13 protein-coding genes are annotated in these 16322 nt (G+C 60.6%); 7 read left to right on the forward strand and 6 right to left on the reverse strand.

Annotated elements, in window-relative coordinates; genetic code table 11:
* Window positions 1–12 precede the first annotated feature (12 nt).
* From KUV46_10810 to KUV46_10830, 5 genes are all read left to right on the forward strand, one after another.
* On the forward strand, window positions 13–345 hold the full coding sequence (locus tag KUV46_10810) for a hypothetical protein (GenBank protein ID QYI99833.1): 333 nt from the start codon (window positions 13–15) through the stop codon (window positions 343–345).
* Between the two features lie 158 nt (window positions 346–503).
* A complete protein-coding gene (locus KUV46_10815; GenBank protein ID QYI99834.1) occupies window positions 504–770 on the forward strand; it encodes a DUF4212 domain-containing protein in 267 nt (88 codons plus the stop codon).
* Between the two features lie 4 nt (window positions 771–774).
* Complete coding sequence (locus KUV46_10820) at window positions 775–2505, forward strand: cation acetate symporter (protein QYJ02394.1); 1731 nt, start codon at window positions 775–777, stop codon at window positions 2503–2505.
* A 221-nt stretch (window positions 2506–2726) separates the two neighbouring features.
* The gene (locus KUV46_10825) at window positions 2727–3203 is read left to right on the forward strand and encodes a hypothetical protein (protein ID QYI99835.1); all 477 of its coding nucleotides are present in this window, start codon (window positions 2727–2729) and stop codon (window positions 3201–3203) included.
* Window positions 3200–3988 carry an anti-sigma factor gene (locus tag KUV46_10830; protein QYI99836.1) on the forward strand — a complete coding sequence of 263 codons (789 nt, stop codon included), beginning with the start codon at window positions 3200–3202 and terminating at the stop codon, window positions 3986–3988. Before KUV46_10825 ends, KUV46_10830 begins: the two co-directional genes overlap by 4 nt.
* A gap of 21 nt (window positions 3989–4009) precedes the next feature.
* Here the strand turns inward: KUV46_10830 and KUV46_10835 are convergent, their stop codons facing one another.
* The gene (locus KUV46_10835) at window positions 4010–4591 is read right to left on the reverse strand and encodes a sigma-70 family RNA polymerase sigma factor (GenBank protein QYI99837.1); all 582 of its coding nucleotides are present in this window, start codon (window positions 4589–4591) and stop codon (window positions 4010–4012) included.
* A gap of 287 nt (window positions 4592–4878) precedes the next feature.
* Here KUV46_10835 and KUV46_10840 point away from each other — a divergent pair, with 287 nt between their 5' ends.
* Window positions 4879–6591 carry a YadA-like family protein gene (locus KUV46_10840; GenBank protein QYI99838.1) on the forward strand — a complete coding sequence of 571 codons (1713 nt, stop codon included), beginning with the start codon at window positions 4879–4881 and terminating at the stop codon, window positions 6589–6591.
* 101 nt (window positions 6592–6692) lie between these two features.
* Here the strand turns inward: KUV46_10840 and KUV46_10845 are convergent, their stop codons facing one another.
* The 3 genes from KUV46_10845 to KUV46_10855 all read right to left on the reverse strand — a co-directional run bounded on the left by KUV46_10845 (window position 6693) and on the right by KUV46_10855 (window position 10255).
* Window positions 6693–7487, reverse strand: coding sequence for a crotonase/enoyl-CoA hydratase family protein (locus KUV46_10845; GenBank protein ID QYI99839.1), 795 nt, complete (start codon window positions 7485–7487; stop codon window positions 6693–6695).
* Between the two features lie 100 nt (window positions 7488–7587).
* Entirely contained in the window at window positions 7588–8817 is a 1230-nt protein-coding gene (locus tag KUV46_10850; GenBank protein QYI99840.1) for a GGDEF domain-containing protein, read from the reverse strand.
* A gap of 103 nt (window positions 8818–8920) precedes the next feature.
* Window positions 8921–10255: a cytochrome P450 gene (locus tag KUV46_10855; GenBank protein QYI99841.1), complete on the reverse strand. Its 1335-nt coding sequence runs from the start codon at window positions 10253–10255 to the stop codon at window positions 8921–8923.
* Between the two features lie 183 nt (window positions 10256–10438).
* On the opposite strand from KUV46_10855, the gene KUV46_10860 reads away from it, so the two are divergent.
* Entirely contained in the window at window positions 10439–12055 is a 1617-nt protein-coding gene (locus KUV46_10860) for an alpha-glucosidase family protein (GenBank protein ID QYI99842.1), read from the forward strand.
* A gap of 1 nt (window position 12056) precedes the next feature.
* Here KUV46_10860 and KUV46_10865 read toward each other — a convergent pair whose 3' ends face one another.
* On the reverse strand, window positions 12057–15176 hold the full coding sequence (locus KUV46_10865) for an efflux RND transporter permease subunit (GenBank protein QYI99843.1): 3120 nt from the start codon (window positions 15174–15176) through the stop codon (window positions 12057–12059).
* A complete protein-coding gene (locus KUV46_10870) occupies window positions 15173–16249 on the reverse strand; it encodes an efflux RND transporter periplasmic adaptor subunit (GenBank protein ID QYI99844.1) in 1077 nt (358 codons plus the stop codon). Before KUV46_10870 ends, KUV46_10865 begins: the two co-directional genes overlap by 4 nt.
* Window positions 16250–16322 lie beyond the last annotated feature (73 nt).

The raw sequence follows: 16322 nt of genomic DNA on the forward strand, positions 1-16322 counted from the left end.
GGAGGCGCGATCATGAAAACCAACAGACACTCCTATCTGAAGCTCGCACTGCTCGCTGGCGTTGCCGCCATGGGGATCAGTGCCTGCGGTGGGGGCGACAATGGAGGTGGCGGCCCGACTGTGCCGCCCCCAGCACCACCCCCTCCGCCTCCACCGCCACCACCGCCTCCTCCACCGCCGCCGCCTCCGCCCCCGGGAGGGCAGGTCGATCCGGCGTCGAGCTTTGGAGCAGGTTTCGGGGCGGCATTTGCTACGGCCCGCTTCGGCGCGCCAATTGATCCGGACACGATCACGATCACACCGATTGATCGGACCAGCGACCCCCTCGACGTTCCGAGTAACTAGAACGTCGGCTGGTTGACCGGAAACGAGACGGCGAGGCTTCGGCCTCGCCGTTTTCATTTTGCGCCAACGCAATAAACCTCGCGGCAGCTTCGTCCATAATCATTGCAAAGCGGCGCCTAAGGCGGCAGGCTCACACCAAATAAAAGAGGGAGGGCGCCGTGCAGGAAAATACGAGCGCAGATGAAGGCCGCGCCTACTGGCAGGCGACGATCAGGCTGACCATCGGTCTGCTGGTCATATGGTTCGCCGTTTCATTCGGCGCAGGCATCCTGTTTCGCGATTTCCTCGACCAATGGGCTGTCGGCGGCGCGCCGCTCGGCTTCTGGTTTGCGCAGCAAGGCTCGATCTATGTCTTTGTGGTCCTGATTTTCTTCTATTGCTGGGCGATGCGCGAGATCGAGAAGAAGCATGGGGTGAGGGGCTGATATGCTGGATCCCTGGACACTCTTTTTCGTTGTCACGACCTTCGCGCTCTATATCGGCATCGCCATCTGGGCGCGGGCCGGTTCGACCGATGATTTCTACGTTGCGGGCCATGATGTTCACCCGACCGTAAACGGCATGGCGACGGCAGCTGACTGGATGTCGGCGGCGAGCTTCCTCTCCATGGCCGGGCTCATCGCGTTCATGGGCTATGGCGGGTCTGTCTATCTGATGGGGTGGACGGGCGGCTATGTCCTGCTCGCGCTTCTGCTTGCGCCATTCCTGCGGGAGTTTGGCAAGTTCACCGTGCCGGACTTCGTTGGCGACCGGTATTATTCTACGACGGCCCGCGTGATCGCGGTCGTCTGCGCACTGTTTGTATCCTTCACCTATATTGCGGGACAGATGAAAGGCGTGGGTGTTGCCTTCTCCGGCTTCCTTGGCGTGCCGTTCGAGTGGGGCATCATCATCGGCATGGTCATCGTCTTCTTCTACGCCGTGCTTGGCGGGATGAAGGGCGTCACCTATACGCAGGTCGCGCAATATTGCGTGCTGATCTTTGCCTTCACGGTGCCTGCGATCTTCATGTCGCTGATCATCACCGGAAACCCTGTGCCGCAGCTTGGCTTCATCGGCGAAGCGAAAGGCGAGGGCATTTCGATGCTCGCTAAGCTCAACACGGTCGTCACCGATCTCGGCTTTCTGGAATACACAGAGACCAACAAGTCGATGATCGACGTATTCTGCATCACCGCTGCGCTGATGTTCGGCACGGCGGGCCTGCCGCACGTCATCATCCGTTTCTTCACCGTAAAAAGCGCCGATGCCGCCCGCGTCTCGGCTGGCTGGGCGCTGATCTTCATCGCCATCCTCTACACCACCGCGCCAGCGGTCGGCGCGTTCGCACGCATCAACTTCATCGATACCGTGAATGAAGCGACCTACATCGCTGACGACGACGACTATGACGCCCGCTCCGCCGAGATTGAGGCCGCAGGCGGCAAGCCAGTGCCCCAATGGTACAAGGACTGGGAGCCGACAGGGCTCGTCGCCTTCGAAGACAAGAATGGCGACGGTGTCATGCAGTATCGCGGGCCGAACGCCCCTGACGGCCTTGAGAATGAAGTCAGCCCGAACAACGACATCTTCGTTCTCGCCAATCCGCAGATCGCCAATCTGCCGGGCTGGGTGATTGGTTTGGTTGTCGCCGGTGGTCTCGCTGCCGCCCTGTCCACCGCGGCTGGCCTGCTCATGGTGATCAGTTCTGCCGTTAGCCACGATCTTTGCCGGCGGACCCTGTTCAAATCCATGGACGACAAGACAGAGCTCCGCGTTGCGCGCGGCGCGGCAGCGGGTGCCGTCTTTGCCGCCGGGCTGCTTGGCATCTTCTCCAATAGCCTGGGTTTTGTCGCTCAGGTCGTCGCGTTCGCCTTTGGCCTCGCGGCGGCGTCCCTGTTCCCGGTGATCTTCCTTGGCATCTTCTGGAAGCGGATGAACAAGGAAGGCGCCATCGCGTCCATGCTGACCGGCCTCATCACGACGTTCGGCTATATCTACTGGTTCAAATTCGTTGATACCGATCCGGCGCACTGGCTCTTTGGCGTCTCGCCGGAGGGTATCGGTTTTGTGTTCATGTGGCTGGCCGCAGGTGTTGGCGTGGTCACGACGCTGGCGACAAAGCCTCCGCCCAAAGAAATTTTAGAACTTGTTCAAAAAATACGCGTGCCGATCTCATAGATAGACTTCTTTGGACTTCTCAATAGCACTACAAGCATTCACACCTTAGCGGCAGGCAAAGAATTATTTGAGCCTTGATAAATATAACGGGGAACAAAACCTGTTTATTGACGCTTCTACAGGTTAACATATCTGGCGCTGGACCAGTGGGGAACAGGTGCGGCGGCGTTGGAAACGGTAGGCAGATGAATTCTGGGGCACGCGAACAGTTGAATGACGCCATGCGCGCGCTCGGCCAAGGCCATGCCGAGGCGATGAAGCAGGTGTTTGCGCTTACCTCTCCGAAAATCTACGGCAAGCTCGTCGCGCTCCTGAAAACGCCGGAGCTTGCGCAGCGCGCACTCACCACCACATATCTGCGCTTATGGAAAAATCATGCATCGATACCTGCGTCCGGGTGCGATTACATGCATTTTATTGCTGCAATTGCGCACCAAATAGCGATCGATATTCGTTTCAGTGATGCAAGCAATGGCGAACTCTTACATCATGTGCCAAACGCGCCCTCTGATGGGGCGCCTCACATGGATATGTCCGCCCTGGAAGAATTGAGCGAGGCCGACCGGGAGATGCTGACCGCAGCGTATCTCAATTTCGAGAGCATCGAACAGATTGCCAGCCGGACAGGTGTGCCGGTCGCAGACGTTCGCGCGCGCCTCGCTGAAATCGCCTGCCGCAGATCGGGGGGCGCACAATGAGCGACATGACCCCGAACAAGCGCCAGGAACTCGCCAGCGCTGTCATCCTCGGGCACGCCGATGCAGGCGAGCTCGCGGAGTTCAAGCGTCTTTACGCTGAAGATCAGAGCTTCCGGACCCTGGTGGCGGAGATGGAGGAATTCCTGTCGCCGCTGAGCTCGCTGAGCGAAGACGCTGAGCCGCCTGAAGGTTTGCTGGACGACATCATGGTTCAGATCACCGGTGCGGAGCCTGCACCAAGTGCCGTAGCACCAACGCCCGTGCCTGAAGCGCCTCAGCGTGTCAGGCGGCGCCGCAGCTCCAAAGCCCGCCGCCATCCAGAGCGGCCCTGGCAATATGCGACAGCCGCGTCGCTCATTCTGGCGGTTGGTTCGCTGGCAGTGCATTCCATTCCGGATGCCGAAACGCCGGCGCCTGCACCTGTAGAAGTCGCCAGCGTCCAGGAAGAGCTGCTGACGCTGATGACGTCAGGCGAGGAGGCCCCGACCGTTGTCGTGCTCCTTTATGACAAGGACAGCAATCAGATCACGGGCCGCCTGACCAATGTCCAGCCACCCGCCGATGGCGTGTGGCAGCTTTGGCTTCTGCGCGAAGGGCTCGATGCGCCGCAGTCGCTCGGCCTTCTAACAGAGCTGTCAGATGATGGCGTCATCAACCTGTCCATCGCGACAGAGCTTGCTGCCGGGTCTGATACGCTCGCAATCAGCGTGGAGCCGGAAGGAGGCTCGCCAGAGGCTGGTCCAACCGGGCCGGTTGTGTTCACCGGTGCGGTCAGCCCGATCTGATTTTCAGTAATCTTTGAAGTTTTAGAGTACTGCGCTGACGCTATCGACAGGCATGTCCGCGCGCAGCTTCTTCAAGCCTCGCCGGACCCAGGCTTTCACCGTATTTGGTGACACTTCCAGGATGTGGCCAATCTCACGGCAGGTCATTCCCTGAACCACATTTAGCGAGATCGATAGCGAGACCTGCTCAGGCAGCTTTGCCAGATGTCGCTCGAGTAAGAGCCCGAGGTGCTGGGTACGCGCCTGCTGTTCAGGGCGGGCAGTGCTATCGGGCACGGTTTCCGCAATCTCTTCCGTCACGGGGGCGCGTGCTTCAGCCCGAAGCCGGTCGAGCCCGCGATTGCGCATGATGACCAGCATCCACGTAAAGGCGTTGCCCTTGTCGGCATCGAACCGGTGGGCATTCTTCCAGATGGAGACATAGGCTTCCTGAAGCACATCCTTCGCGGCTTCGGCGTCCTTCAGCTGGCTTTTGAGGATGGCGAAGAATTTCGGGGCCGTCAGACGGTAGACTTCCTTGAACGCCGCAGCATCGCCCTCGGCGCAGGCCGCCAGGGCCATCGTCAGGTCGAGATTGAGTTTTGCGAACTCTGGTTTGCTCATGGGCACCCCTCACACTGCCCAATGAACTAGATCGTGCGGACAAAAGTAAACCCGTGATTGGTAACTTTCGGGTGATTGGCGCTGTCGGTGACAGGATGTCAGCGTCTGATAGGCCCGCCACCCGCCTGATCGGCGCGATAAACCAGTCGAACGAAAAAAGTTCAAAATTTTGCCAATGCCTGCACCCCGCCGCGTCTCTCTGTCGTAGCTGAAGCGTCAGGCGCGCGCCTGAAGCCGGCATGTTACCTCGACCATGCCGGTCCCAAGAGGAAACAGGGAAGGCAAATATGCGACTCTCCAATCTCAAGAAAACCGTCAGTGCACTCACGCTTGCAGGTGCAAGCTGGGCGGTTCTGCCAATCACCACGGCTTCGGCTGATGCGACCCCAGACTGTAACACAGGCGCTGTCGATGCGACCTCGCTTGAATGCGGCGTAAACGCAGACGCTGATGGCTCCGACGCCCTCGCCGTCGGTACTGATTCGAATGCAGAAGGCACATCGACCACCGCAGTCGGTGGAGAGTCCAACGCAACGGGTACAGCCGCCACAGCCTTTGGCTGGCAATCTTCGGCGACCGCTGAGCGCGCGCACGCCATCGGCCATCTCGCGACCGCATCCGGGGTCCGCTCGACGGCTGTCGGTGAAGCGGCCACGGCCAGCGGTCTTGAGAGCTTCGCCGCTGGCAATCTCGCAAACGCCTCAGGAACCGATGGCGTCGCCGTAGGTACAGAGGCAAACGCGTCAGGCACGTCCTCGACCGCGCTTGGCGGTGAAAGTGATGCAACCGCCGCTGGCACAACCGCTGTCGGCTGGCAGTCACAGGCCACCGCAGAACGCGCGCAGGCCTTCGGTCACCTCGCAAATGCATCCGGCGTCAGATCTACTGCTGTAGGTGAAGCGGCGACCGCTTCGGGTGATCAGTCCGTGGCGCTTGGCAACCAGTCATCCGCGACCGACACGAACGCAATCGCCATCGGCAACACAGCCGAAGCGAATGGCGGCGATGCAATCGCAATCGGCGGCAACCGTGACGGTGCAACCGGCCGGGCCACCGTCGCTAGCGGTCCGTCCACGACGGCTGTAGGTGGTCAGGCCGTGGCAATGGGCCCGGGCGCAAGCGCTTATGGCTGGCGTTCAGAAGCAACAGCAGAGCGTGCGCAGGCCTTTGGTCACCTTGCCAATGCGTCGGGCGTTCGTTCGCTTGCCGTCGGTGAAGCGGCCACTGCTTCAGGCCTCGAAAGCATCGCACAGGGCAACCTTGCCGTCGCATCCGGTCAGGACGCGGTCGCCATGGGTACCGAAGCCATTGCAAGCGGCACCTCCTCGACGGCTGTCGGCGGCGAGTCCGTTGCAAATGCGACGGCGGCAACCGCGTATGGTTGGCGCTCGGCAGCAACGGCTGAACGCGCGCATGCCTTCGGTCACCTGGCCACGGCATCTGGCGTGCGCTCCACAGCAGTTGGCGAAGCAGCCAATGCCAGCGGTGCGGGCTCCGTCGCTATCGGTAACCAGACCTCTGCAGTTGGTGCCAACTCCATCGCAATCGGTAACGGCGCAACGGCAATGGCCGATAACCAGATCGCGATTGGTGGCTCCGATGCGACCTACAATTTCGCGGGTCTGAACTCTGCCGCCAGCACGGCTGCCCAGTCGGGTGAGCTTGGTGTGGTGACCACCGACCGCAATGGCAACCTCGCGGCTGACTACACCCTGTCTTCGGGGCTCGCGCAGAATACGCGTCTGCTCGGCCAGTACGCTGACGATATCCGCGACAATCGCGGCGGTATTGCAGCAGCCATCGCGCTCGACACGCCGTTTGTTCCGGAAGGCAAGCAATTCGCTCTCAGCGGTGGCTATGGTCACTATGACGAGGAAGGTGCGCTCGCCATGGCGGCAGCGTTCCGTCTCAACCCGACCTGGCAGCTTAATGCCGGTATTGCGAAGGGCGTCGACCGCGGAAGCACGGGGGCCCGCGTTGGCTTCCAGGCCGCCTGGTAACTCATCGTCCGGCCCGTTTGGGCTCTAGCCAAAAAGAAACCCCCGCATCGCCTGATGCGGGGGTTTTTCTGTTTAAAAGGTCCGTTTGCGAACCCGCGGCGCTATTTGCCTTTCCAGACAGGTGCGCGCTTTTCGAGGAAGGCGCGCGGGCCTTCCTTTGCGTCTTCGCTTGAGAAAACGATGGCGGACGCCTCGTTGGACGCCTTCCAGAGGTCGCTTTCGGTGCCGTCATAGGCCTGACGCGCGACCTCAAGGCTCTTGCGAACCGCGAGCGGCGCATTCACGCCGATCTGGGCCGCCAGTGATTTCGCTTCATCCAGCACCTTGTCGGAAGCCACCATGCGGTTGACCAGGCCGAGTTGGTACAGGCGCTCGGCTGGAAGCGGGTCACCGGTCGCAACGATCTCCAGCGCAATGTTGCGGGGCAGGGCACGTGGCAGGCGGAACACCCCGCCTGCACCGGCAAAGATACCGCGTTTCACTTCAGGCAGGCCGAAGCGCGAATTGTCGGCGGCCACGATCATGTCGCAGGCGAGCGGCAGCTCACAGCCACCGGCGAGCGCATTGCCGCGAACGGCTGCGATCCATGGCTTGGTGCGTGGGAATTTCACAAAGCCCGCAAAGCCGCCCTTCTTGGTCGACAGGGCAGCGCCATTACCCTTGGAGATTTCCGACAGGTCAGCGCCTGCGCAGAAAGTCGATTCAAGCGACGAGGTCAGGATGCAGGCGCGCACATCGTCATCGCGCTCGGTTTCCTCGCAGATCCAGCCCAGCGCGGCAGCGACGGCACCATTGACGGCGTTGCGCTTGTCGGGGCGGTTCAGCGTGACCACGGCGACATGATCCTTCACCTCATAGGTGACTTCGTTGCCAACGCTTTCCGGCTTGTCTGACATAATATCCTCCTCGGTTGTCTTTCGCCTGAAAGAGCATGGGAGGGGAGCGCTGAACAGGTCTAACCTCGGGTCAGGGGCGAGCCTGCAGACTGGCGCGGTGTCAGGAGGCGAGGCGCTCGCCATTTACGTCCATGCCGGGAACGCTTTCCAGCTTCTTCCGGCGGACCGGCTTTCCGGTGTTGGCCGGACGCTCAGCACATTCGACGCGGTTGCGCCCAAGAGACTTGGCCGCGTAAAGCGCAGCATCCGCAATCGGATAGGCATCCTCGAACAGCATGTGGCGGCCAAGTTCTGCCACGCCGAAACTCGCTGTGATTTTCAGCTCGTCAGGAACGCCTTCGAGGGGAAGTTCGGATATAGCGAGGCGCAGGCGTTCGCCGAGGACCTTCGCGCCGGCCATATCGGTCCCTGGTAGCACCAGGCAGAATTCTTCCCCGCCCATGCGCCCAACCATATCGCTCATGCGTGTCTTTGCTGAGAGCAGGGTGCCAACCCCGCGAATGACTGTATCGCCGACCGCGTGTCCATACGCGTCGTTCACATTCTTGAAGTGGTCGAGATCGATGATCATCACGCAGGCCGCATAATCGCCTGAGCGGGCTTCACAGTAATGACGGGCAGCCTGGTCGAAGGCGCGGCGGCTCTTCAGTCCGGTGAGGAAATCGCTCTCAGCATCATCGCGCAGCGCTTCCAGCCGTTGCATGACGCAGACGGACACCAGCGCACCGCCCATGGCGAGCACCGAAAAGATGCTGATCAGATTGATGATCTGCCAGTAGGCTGACTGGAAGAAGGTGTCATCGCGGATCGTATTGCCAAGCACGGTGATGGGCGAAACGACAATGAAGTTGATGATGCAAAGCGCCATGGCGGCGAGCACAGCTGTGCCCGTCCATGAACGGCTCCAGATTTCACGAAGTGTCCAGGCAGACACGATCAGCATCAGTCCATGGATGAAGTTGATGGTGATAATTCTGACAGAAAGACCGACGAAGCTGAGTTGTATGAACGCGGCGGCGATAACGCTGATCACGCCTAGGGTGGTCAGTGCGCGCCGAGGCGTTTCCTTTTCGAAGGCGCGGTGAATGCCATCGCTCAGCAGGTACAATCCTGCGGCGTAGCACGCATTGTGGAGCACCGCGTTCGCGAGCGACTCCTTGGCCAGGAAAAAGTGATTGAGGGTGAAGCCGACCGCACACATCGTGAAGGCGAAGGCGAAAACCAGCGCCGCACGATCTTCGCGGTTATAGTACCAGAAGCACAGGAATATCGCGCACATCGCAGTCGCGATGGCCGGCACCGTAAAGCCGATTGCAATGGCCTGATCCAAGGCTGATTCTTCCCCACCTCTTTGACGTTTCAATTTCTATCATTCTGACGGAAATCAAACCTTAACAAGCCAAAGAAAATGATCACCCACAGGTTTTGTATATCTACCGCGAAAGCCCCAAGTCTATGCTGAGACGCGAGATGGCATGCACGAAATTGTTGGGTGCGATGTCGATATCACCCGTCCACTCGACGTTCGGATAACGGGCCAGAATCTGACGATAGGCAGTTTCCAGCTGCATGTTCGCAACGCGTTGGCCAAGACAGACATGCGGCCCCATGCCGAAGGCAAGATGGTCCTTGGCGTTCGCGCGGATCACGTCAAACCGGTCCGGATCAGCAAAGACGGACGGGTCCCGGTTTGCGGCGCCATAATACATGACGACCTTTTCGCCCTCGGCGATTTTCTGCCCGTTGACCTCTGCATCTGCGCTCGCCGTACGGCGCATGTAGATGACCGGCGAGACCATTCTGATCGCTTCATGCACCATATTCTGGATCTTTGACGGATCCTCGATAAGCATCTGTTTCTGCTCTGGAAACTCGGTCAGAAGCTTCATCGTGCCGGACAGGGAATTGCGCGTCGTGTCATTACCCGCAAACACGATCAGCAGCCACGACCCGTCCAGCATCTCATCGGACAGGAGTTCGCCTTCGACCCTGGCATTGGCGATGGCGGACAGAAGGTCTGGCTTTGGATTCTTGCGGCGATCATGGAGGACGTGTTTGCCGTACTCGAACATCTCCAGCACATTGTTGACGAAGTCGCCGAAGAATTGCGGATCGATCGCTTCGCCCTTGCGCATCGTGTCAGCGGAGACCTCCAGGTAGTGCATCCATTTGATGAGCTTGGGTCGGTCGGCTTCCGCGACGCCGAGGATCTCGCACAAGGTGAAGAGGGGAAGCTCGGCAGAGAACGCCTCCACCATGTCGATTGGCTTGCCCGTATCGCGCGCCTTCGCCTCCATCGCATCGAGAAGCGCGCTCACCTTGGCATCAACGCGCTCACGTAGCTCTGCCACATAGCCCGGCGTGAAGAAGGGCATATGCTCACGGCGAAGCGGCATATGGTAGGGTTGATCAAGGTTGATCATGGCGTCGAGCGATGCCCGGTGGAGCAGGGGGTGGCGCGCGTCGGCATGCCCGTAATTCATCAGGATGCCGCCCTTCTGGGACGAGAATAACTGAGTGTTGAGCTCCGTCGCCCGGACGTCGTGATAGCCGGTAAGGGCCCAGAAGCCTGCGCCTTCGGCCTCTTCATGCCAGCAGACAGGCGCCTTTTCGCGCATTTCTGCAAAGGCGCTGAACGGCTGGCCTTTCGTGAAGAGATCAAGATCAGTGAGGTCGGCCGCCGGGGCGACAGGATAGGCGCGCTCGAACTTGTGGCCGCGCTGGACGCTGGCCTCTTCCTGTGCGGTCTCGCTGACATTGATGAGCATCGCGCTCTCCTCCCACATTTATGTTTGACGTCATCGTCTCAGAAATCGGCGGGCTCGTGAAGCAGCCTCAGAGGCGAACGTAGCGTCAACTCAACGCGTCGTTCAGGTGTCGCTTTACCTCTGACGATTTCGCATGAAATGAATGGGACCACCCATCGCCCGATGAAAGGCTAGTGACCCGACATGACAGAAGACAGTCAGCCCTGGTGGAAGGGTGCCACGATTTACCAGATCTATCCGCGCAGCTTTGCAGACAGCAATGGCGACGGCGTCGGGGACCTTGAAGGCATCATAGGCGGCCTCGACCATGTCGCATCTCTCGGTGTCGACGCGATCTGGCTGTCGCCCTTCTTTACCTCGCCCATGAAGGATTTCGGCTATGACGTCGCAGACTATTGCGGCGTGGACCCGCTCTTCGGCTCGCTGGAAGACTTTGACCGGCTGATCGCCAAGGCGCATGACCTCGGGCTCAAAGTCATTATCGATCAGGTCTACTCGCACACCTCCGACGCGCATGACTGGTTCAGGCAGAGCCGCGAAAGCAGGCAGGGCGACAAGACTGACTGGTATGTCTGGGCGGACCCGATGCCAGATGGCTCGCCGCCCAATAACTGGCAGGCCGTGTTCGGCGGTCCGTCATGGGAATGGGATGGACGACGACAGCAATACTACATGCACAACTTCCTCGCCTCCCAGCCGGACCTCAATGTCCGCAACAGAGCGGTTCAGGATGCGCTACTCGATGCGGCGGCTTTCTGGCTGGACCGGGGCGTTGATGGTTTCCGGCTTGATGCGATCAATTTCGCCATCCATGACGCAGAGTTGCGGGACAATCCGCCATCCGGCCTCGCCATGGAAAAGGTGACCCGCCCCTTCGACATGCAGGACCATCTCTACAACATGTCCCAGCCGGAAATTCCGGCCTTCCTGGAGCGCGTGCGCGCCCGCCTCGACGCTTATCCTGACCGGTTTTCCGTCGCTGAGGTCGTCGGCCCCAATCCGGTGCCGGAAATGAAGGCCTTCACCGAAGGCGAGGGGCGGCTGCATTCGGCCTATAATTTCGACTTTCTCTACGCCCAGACGATCAGCCCGTCGCGCGTGCGCCGCTCACTCGAACAATGGAGCGGTGAGGCTGGCGAAGGCTGGCCAAGCTGGGCGTTCTCAAACCATGACGCCCCACGCGCGGTGTCACGCTGGGCAAGCTCGCCGCACTGCAAGGCAGCTGCAGACCTGCTCCTTCTCCTGCTTCTGTCGCTACGTGGAAACGCCTTCCTCTATCAGGGCGAGGAGCTGGGCCTTCCTCAGGGCCAGGTCGGCTTTGAAGACCTTCAGGACCCCGAAGCCATCGCCAACTGGCCGCGCACGCTTGGGCGCGACGGCGCGCGAACGCCCTTTCCATGGAAGTCGGGTGAGACGAATGCAGGCTTCTCTACTGCCAAGCCATGGCTTCCCGTCGACGCGGCCCATCAGGCGCTCGCCCTCGACACGCAAGCCGATGACCCGTCCTCCAGCCTCAACATCACTCGGCGACTCGTAAAGCTTCGGAAGGCCACCCCCGCGCTACGTTTGGGTGAGATCGAGTTCCTGCACGATGAGGCGCCCGTCCTTGCTTTCATGCGCCGTCATGAGGCCGAGGAAATCCGTTGCGTTTTCAACCTGTCGGACTCGCAAGCCGAGATGCCGGATGAACTTCGTGCACAGCCTGCCGAGCTGATGGCGTCCTGCAATCTGGAAGGCGCGCCTGACAACATGCCGGACACACTCGCCCCGTGGGCTGGTTTCTGGACGAAGGTGTCCTGACCTATTCGGCAGGCTGCTCCTTGGCCTTGCCGCGCGCTTCTTCCAGCTCGTCCTCAAGCGCCCGCGTCTCAGCGGTGCGCGCCTTGGAGAATTGCGCGACGCCAAGATAGATGACCGGCGTCAGGAAGAGGGTGAACAGCGCGGCAATGCCAAGCCCGCCAAACACGACCCAACCGATGGAGTTGCGCGACTCCGCGCCCGCACCGCTTGAAATGATCAGCGGCACCGCGCCGAGCACGGTCGAAATCAGCGTCATCGCAATCGGTCGCAGGCGAATGGTCGCGGCCTCAAAGACCGCATCGCGCACGCTCCGTCCCATGCCGCGCAGCTGATCGGCAAACTCCACCAGCAGGATACCATTCTTCGCCATCAGGCCGATCAGCATGATCAGGCCGATCTGCGAATAGATGTTGAGCGAGGTGCCCGTCAGGAACAGGGCATAGATCGCGGCCGCGAGCGCGAATGGCACGCTGAGCAGGATGACGACCGGGCTGGTCACGCTTTCGAACTGGGCGACGAGGACGAGGAAAACGATCACGAACGCAAAGCCATAGGTCAGCAGCAAGTCCTGATTGCTCTCTTCCAGTGTCGCGGCCTCGCCCTGCAGTATCATGCCGAAGCCCGGCGGCAGGATTTCATCTGTCAGCCTGTCTATCTCCGCGATGGCATCGGCCAGCGCAAGGCCGGGCGGGGTGTCCATCTCGACTTCGATAGCGCGCCGCTGCTCGGTGCGGTCCAGCTCAGCTGCAACGCCTTCTTCCCGGATCGTCGTCAGCGTCGAGATCGGCACGAGGCTACCGGTATTGGAGCGTACATAGAGGTTCTGAAGGTCGCCCGGGTCACGGATCGTTCCGGTTTCGGACTCAAGGATAATCGGAATGGCCTGGTCGTTGACGTTGAGGTCAATGAGGTCCTCGCCGTCTACCATCGCGCGCAAGGTCACGGACAGCTCATCCAGCGGCACATTCAGGTCTGCAGCCCTGCGCCGATCAACCTGGATGGACAGCTGCGGCTGCGTCGGCTGGTAGGAAATCTCAGGGTTGGACAGGATTTCGCTATCTTCAATGGCGGCCGAAAGCTCACGCGCAACAGTGTAGATCTCGCTATAATCGCTGCCGGTGATGGCAATCTGCAGGCCGCCGCCGCGTCCACCGCCGCGGCTCGACAGGCTGGAGCGGCCAAAGACCGACACGCGCGAACCGGGAATTTCAGACATCGGTCCCTGAAGCTGGGAGATGATGTCTTCCTGGCTGAGCGTGCGCTCTTCCCAGGGTGCAAGCCACGCCGTGACACCGACGCGGTTCGGGTCATACCGGCCCACAATGGTGAAGAGGGATTCGATGGTGCCGTCGTCGATATAGGGCTGGAGGACCTGTTCGATCTCGTCGGCTTCGCCTTCCATATAGGCAAGGCCCACCCCATCAGGGCCTGTTGCAAACACTTCGACCACGCCGCGGTCTTCAGGCGGCACGAGTTCCTGATCAATCGACGTGTAGAGAAGGCCTGCCGCACCCGCGGCACCAAGGCAGACCATGCCAACGATAATCGGGTGAGCGAGGCAGGCGCTCAACGCACTTCCATAGGCGTTGGAAATGGAGCGGCCGCGCTTCTCCAGCCAGCTATCCTTCCGCTCGGCTGGGTCGCGTGGAATGAAGCGGAATTTCGAGGCGATGGCCGGGGCGAGCGTCAGTGCCACGAATGACGAAATCAGCACCGCAATAGACAGCACAAAGCCAAACTCGCGGAACAGTCTGCCAGTCGTCGATGGCAGGAATGAAATCGGGACGAAAACCGCGACCAGAACAGCTGTGGTCGCGATGACTGCAAAGAAGACCTGCTGCGTACCCAGCACGGCCGCGGCCCGCCTGCGAATGCCTTCAGACTGTCGCCGCTGGATGTTCTCCAGCACGACGATCGCGTCATCGACGATGAGGCCGGTTGCCAGAACAAGCGCGAGCAGGGTGAGCAGGTTGATGGAGAAACCAAGCAGCCAGATCCCCGCAATCGTCCCGACAAGAGAGACCGGAATGGCCACTGCGGGAATGATGGTTGCCTTCACGGACCCGAGGAACACCCAGATCGTGATCACCACGATCAGCACTGTGATGGCGAGACTGGTGAGGACTTCCTCGACAGACTTTTCGATGAAGACGGCCTCGTCCGAGGTGACCTGCAATTCGATGTCGTCGAAGCGGCGATTGAGCTGGCGAAGTTTGGCTTTCGCGGCCTCTGATATCTGGATCGTGTTCGACGATGCCTGCCGGATGATGCCGAGACCGATGATCGGCTCGCCGTTCAGACGCAGGAAGTTATCGGCATCAGCTGGGCCAAGCACAGCTTCGGCGACATCCCCGATCTTTGTATTGCCTTCAATATAGATGTCCTTGATGAGCGCAGGCGTCGCCGCCGTCGCTTCCGCGCGTACGATCAGTTCCTGACTGTCAGATCTGAAACTGCCGACCGGAACATCGAAGGGCGCATCGCGCAGTGCATCGGCGACGTCGGCAATGGTAAGGCCGAAGCGGTTCAGCCGCAGCGGATCGACCAGCACCCGCATCTGTCGCTCGCGCGTGCCAAATTGCTGTACCGTGGCAACGCCATCAATCGACAGGAATTCCGGCATGATGTCGTTCTCGACGATGCGCGTAAGTTCCTCTTCGCTATAGGCGTCACTGATGACCGCGATGGTCAGCACCGACTGGCCCTGATCATCTGCCTTGGTCACGAACAGGTTCTCTGTCCGGTCAGGAAGCTCACGTGTCACACGGCTGACGGCCTCGCGAACGTCTGACGCTGCCGTGTCGAGGTCTACGCCCGGATTGAACTCAATCCGCATGCGGGCGCTATTTTCCTCGCTTGAGGACTGGATTTCCTTGACGCCGGATACCGTCGCCACGGCGCCTTCAAGGATGCTGGTGACCTCTGCGTCAATCGTCTCTGGCGCCGCGCCTGGAAGGGTCGCGCGTACTGAAACGATGGGCCGGTCCACGTCCGGCAATTCGCGCACTTCCACGCCGAGGATAGCCGCAAGACCTGCAATCACGATCAGCAGGTTCAGAACCGCCGCCATCATGGGGCGGCGAACAGCTAGTCCCGGCAAACCCTGACCCGGCGGTGTCATGGCTGTGCGGCCGCCTGACCGCCCACTGAAAGTCCATCGCCTGCAACGGCGCGGGCACCGCGTCCTGTTGCTGGCATGTCGACCGGCGTGCCCTGACGAACTTTCTGGACGCCTTCCTCGACAATCCAGCTGCCTTCAGGGATGTCGCCGCGAACCAGCACCATGCCATCCATCCGGTTGACAATCGTTACGGGGACGCGTGCGGTTTCGCCGTCTCTGACAGCCCAGACAAAAGCGCCGTCACCGCCCCAGACGATAGAGGCTTCCGGAACGGACGGGTATTGCTGTCCCGGCAGTTCGAACCCGATACGGAAACTCATGCCGGGCCGAAGCTGGTCTTCGGAATTGTCGATGGCGGTTCGCACCGTATAGGCACGGGTCTGTGTGTCGATGGAGCTGTCGACCGTCAGGACTTCGGCCTCATAGGTCATGTCCGGATTGGAAAACGGCTCGACTTGGAAAATATCTCCGGCGCTGATGCGGCCGAACGTCTGTTCTGGCACCGGGAAGTCGACATAGAGCACGTCGCGGTCATCCAGACGCGTCAGGACAGTGTCCGGCGTAATGCGCGCACCGGGGTCGATATCTGTAAGGCCGACATAGCCGCTGAATGGCGCGCGGATCGTACGGTCGTCCAGCGCATCGCGCGCAATGCTCAGCTGGATATCAGCCGCGTCATAAGCGGCTTCGGCGCGGTCGAGTTCGTTGCCGGCGATCACACCGGGTGTGGACACACGATTGTAGCGATCAATAAGCCGCTGCGCGTCTGCACGCGCGACTTCAGCCTGTTCGACCGCGAGCTGTTCAGCGCGTGATTCAAGCCGGATGAGGACAGCGCCGCGGGAAACCTTGTCGCCTGCGGTGAAGTTCACCGCGACGACTTCTCCGGCGACTTCGGCCTGTATCGTCGCTGAGGCGCGGGCTCTCGCCGTGCCGACGGCTTCGACACGTACCGTATCTGTTTCGTATCCGACTTCGTGCGGAACAATATTGACGGCCTGAGGCGCGCGCTGCTGCGGTGGCTCGCTTCCCTCTTCGCCCTGACAGGCGCCCACGATGAGTGCGGCTGTCAAAGCGGCAATTCTGATCGAGTTGTTAAACACGTCTGACCCTGAGTAGACCGCACGCCGCCAATCGCGGTTGCGC

It is taken from the genome of Thalassovita mediterranea (genome assembly GCA_019448215.1).
In the GTDB taxonomy this organism is placed as follows: domain Bacteria; phylum Pseudomonadota; class Alphaproteobacteria; order Caulobacterales; family Hyphomonadaceae; genus Henriciella.

What these genes read in the sequence shown, in the direction of transcription:
- KUV46_10855 (QYI99841.1), bottom strand. Translation starts at nt 10,255, where the DNA reads ATGCTCATCAATGTCAGCGAGACCGCACAGGAAGAGGCCAGCGTCCAG.
- KUV46_10830 (QYI99836.1), top strand. Translation starts at nt 3,200, where the DNA reads ATGAGCGACATGACCCCGAACAAGCGCCAGGAACTCGCCAGCGCTGTC.
- KUV46_10845 (QYI99839.1), bottom strand. Translation starts at nt 7,487, where the DNA reads ATGTCAGACAAGCCGGAAAGCGTTGGCAACGAAGTCACCTATGAGGTG.
- KUV46_10825 (QYI99835.1), top strand. Translation starts at nt 2,727, where the DNA reads ATGCGCGCGCTCGGCCAAGGCCATGCCGAGGCGATGAAGCAGGTGTTT.
- KUV46_10865 (QYI99843.1), bottom strand. Translation starts at nt 15,176, where the DNA reads ATGACACCGCCGGGTCAGGGTTTGCCGGGACTAGCTGTTCGCCGCCCC.
- KUV46_10840 (QYI99838.1), top strand. Translation starts at nt 4,879, where the DNA reads ATGCGACTCTCCAATCTCAAGAAAACCGTCAGTGCACTCACGCTTGCA.
- KUV46_10810 (QYI99833.1), top strand. Translation starts at nt 13, where the DNA reads ATGAAAACCAACAGACACTCCTATCTGAAGCTCGCACTGCTCGCTGGC.
- KUV46_10835 (QYI99837.1), bottom strand. Translation starts at nt 4,591, where the DNA reads ATGAGCAAACCAGAGTTCGCAAAACTCAATCTCGACCTGACGATGGCC.
- KUV46_10860 (QYI99842.1), top strand. Translation starts at nt 10,439, where the DNA reads ATGACAGAAGACAGTCAGCCCTGGTGGAAGGGTGCCACGATTTACCAG.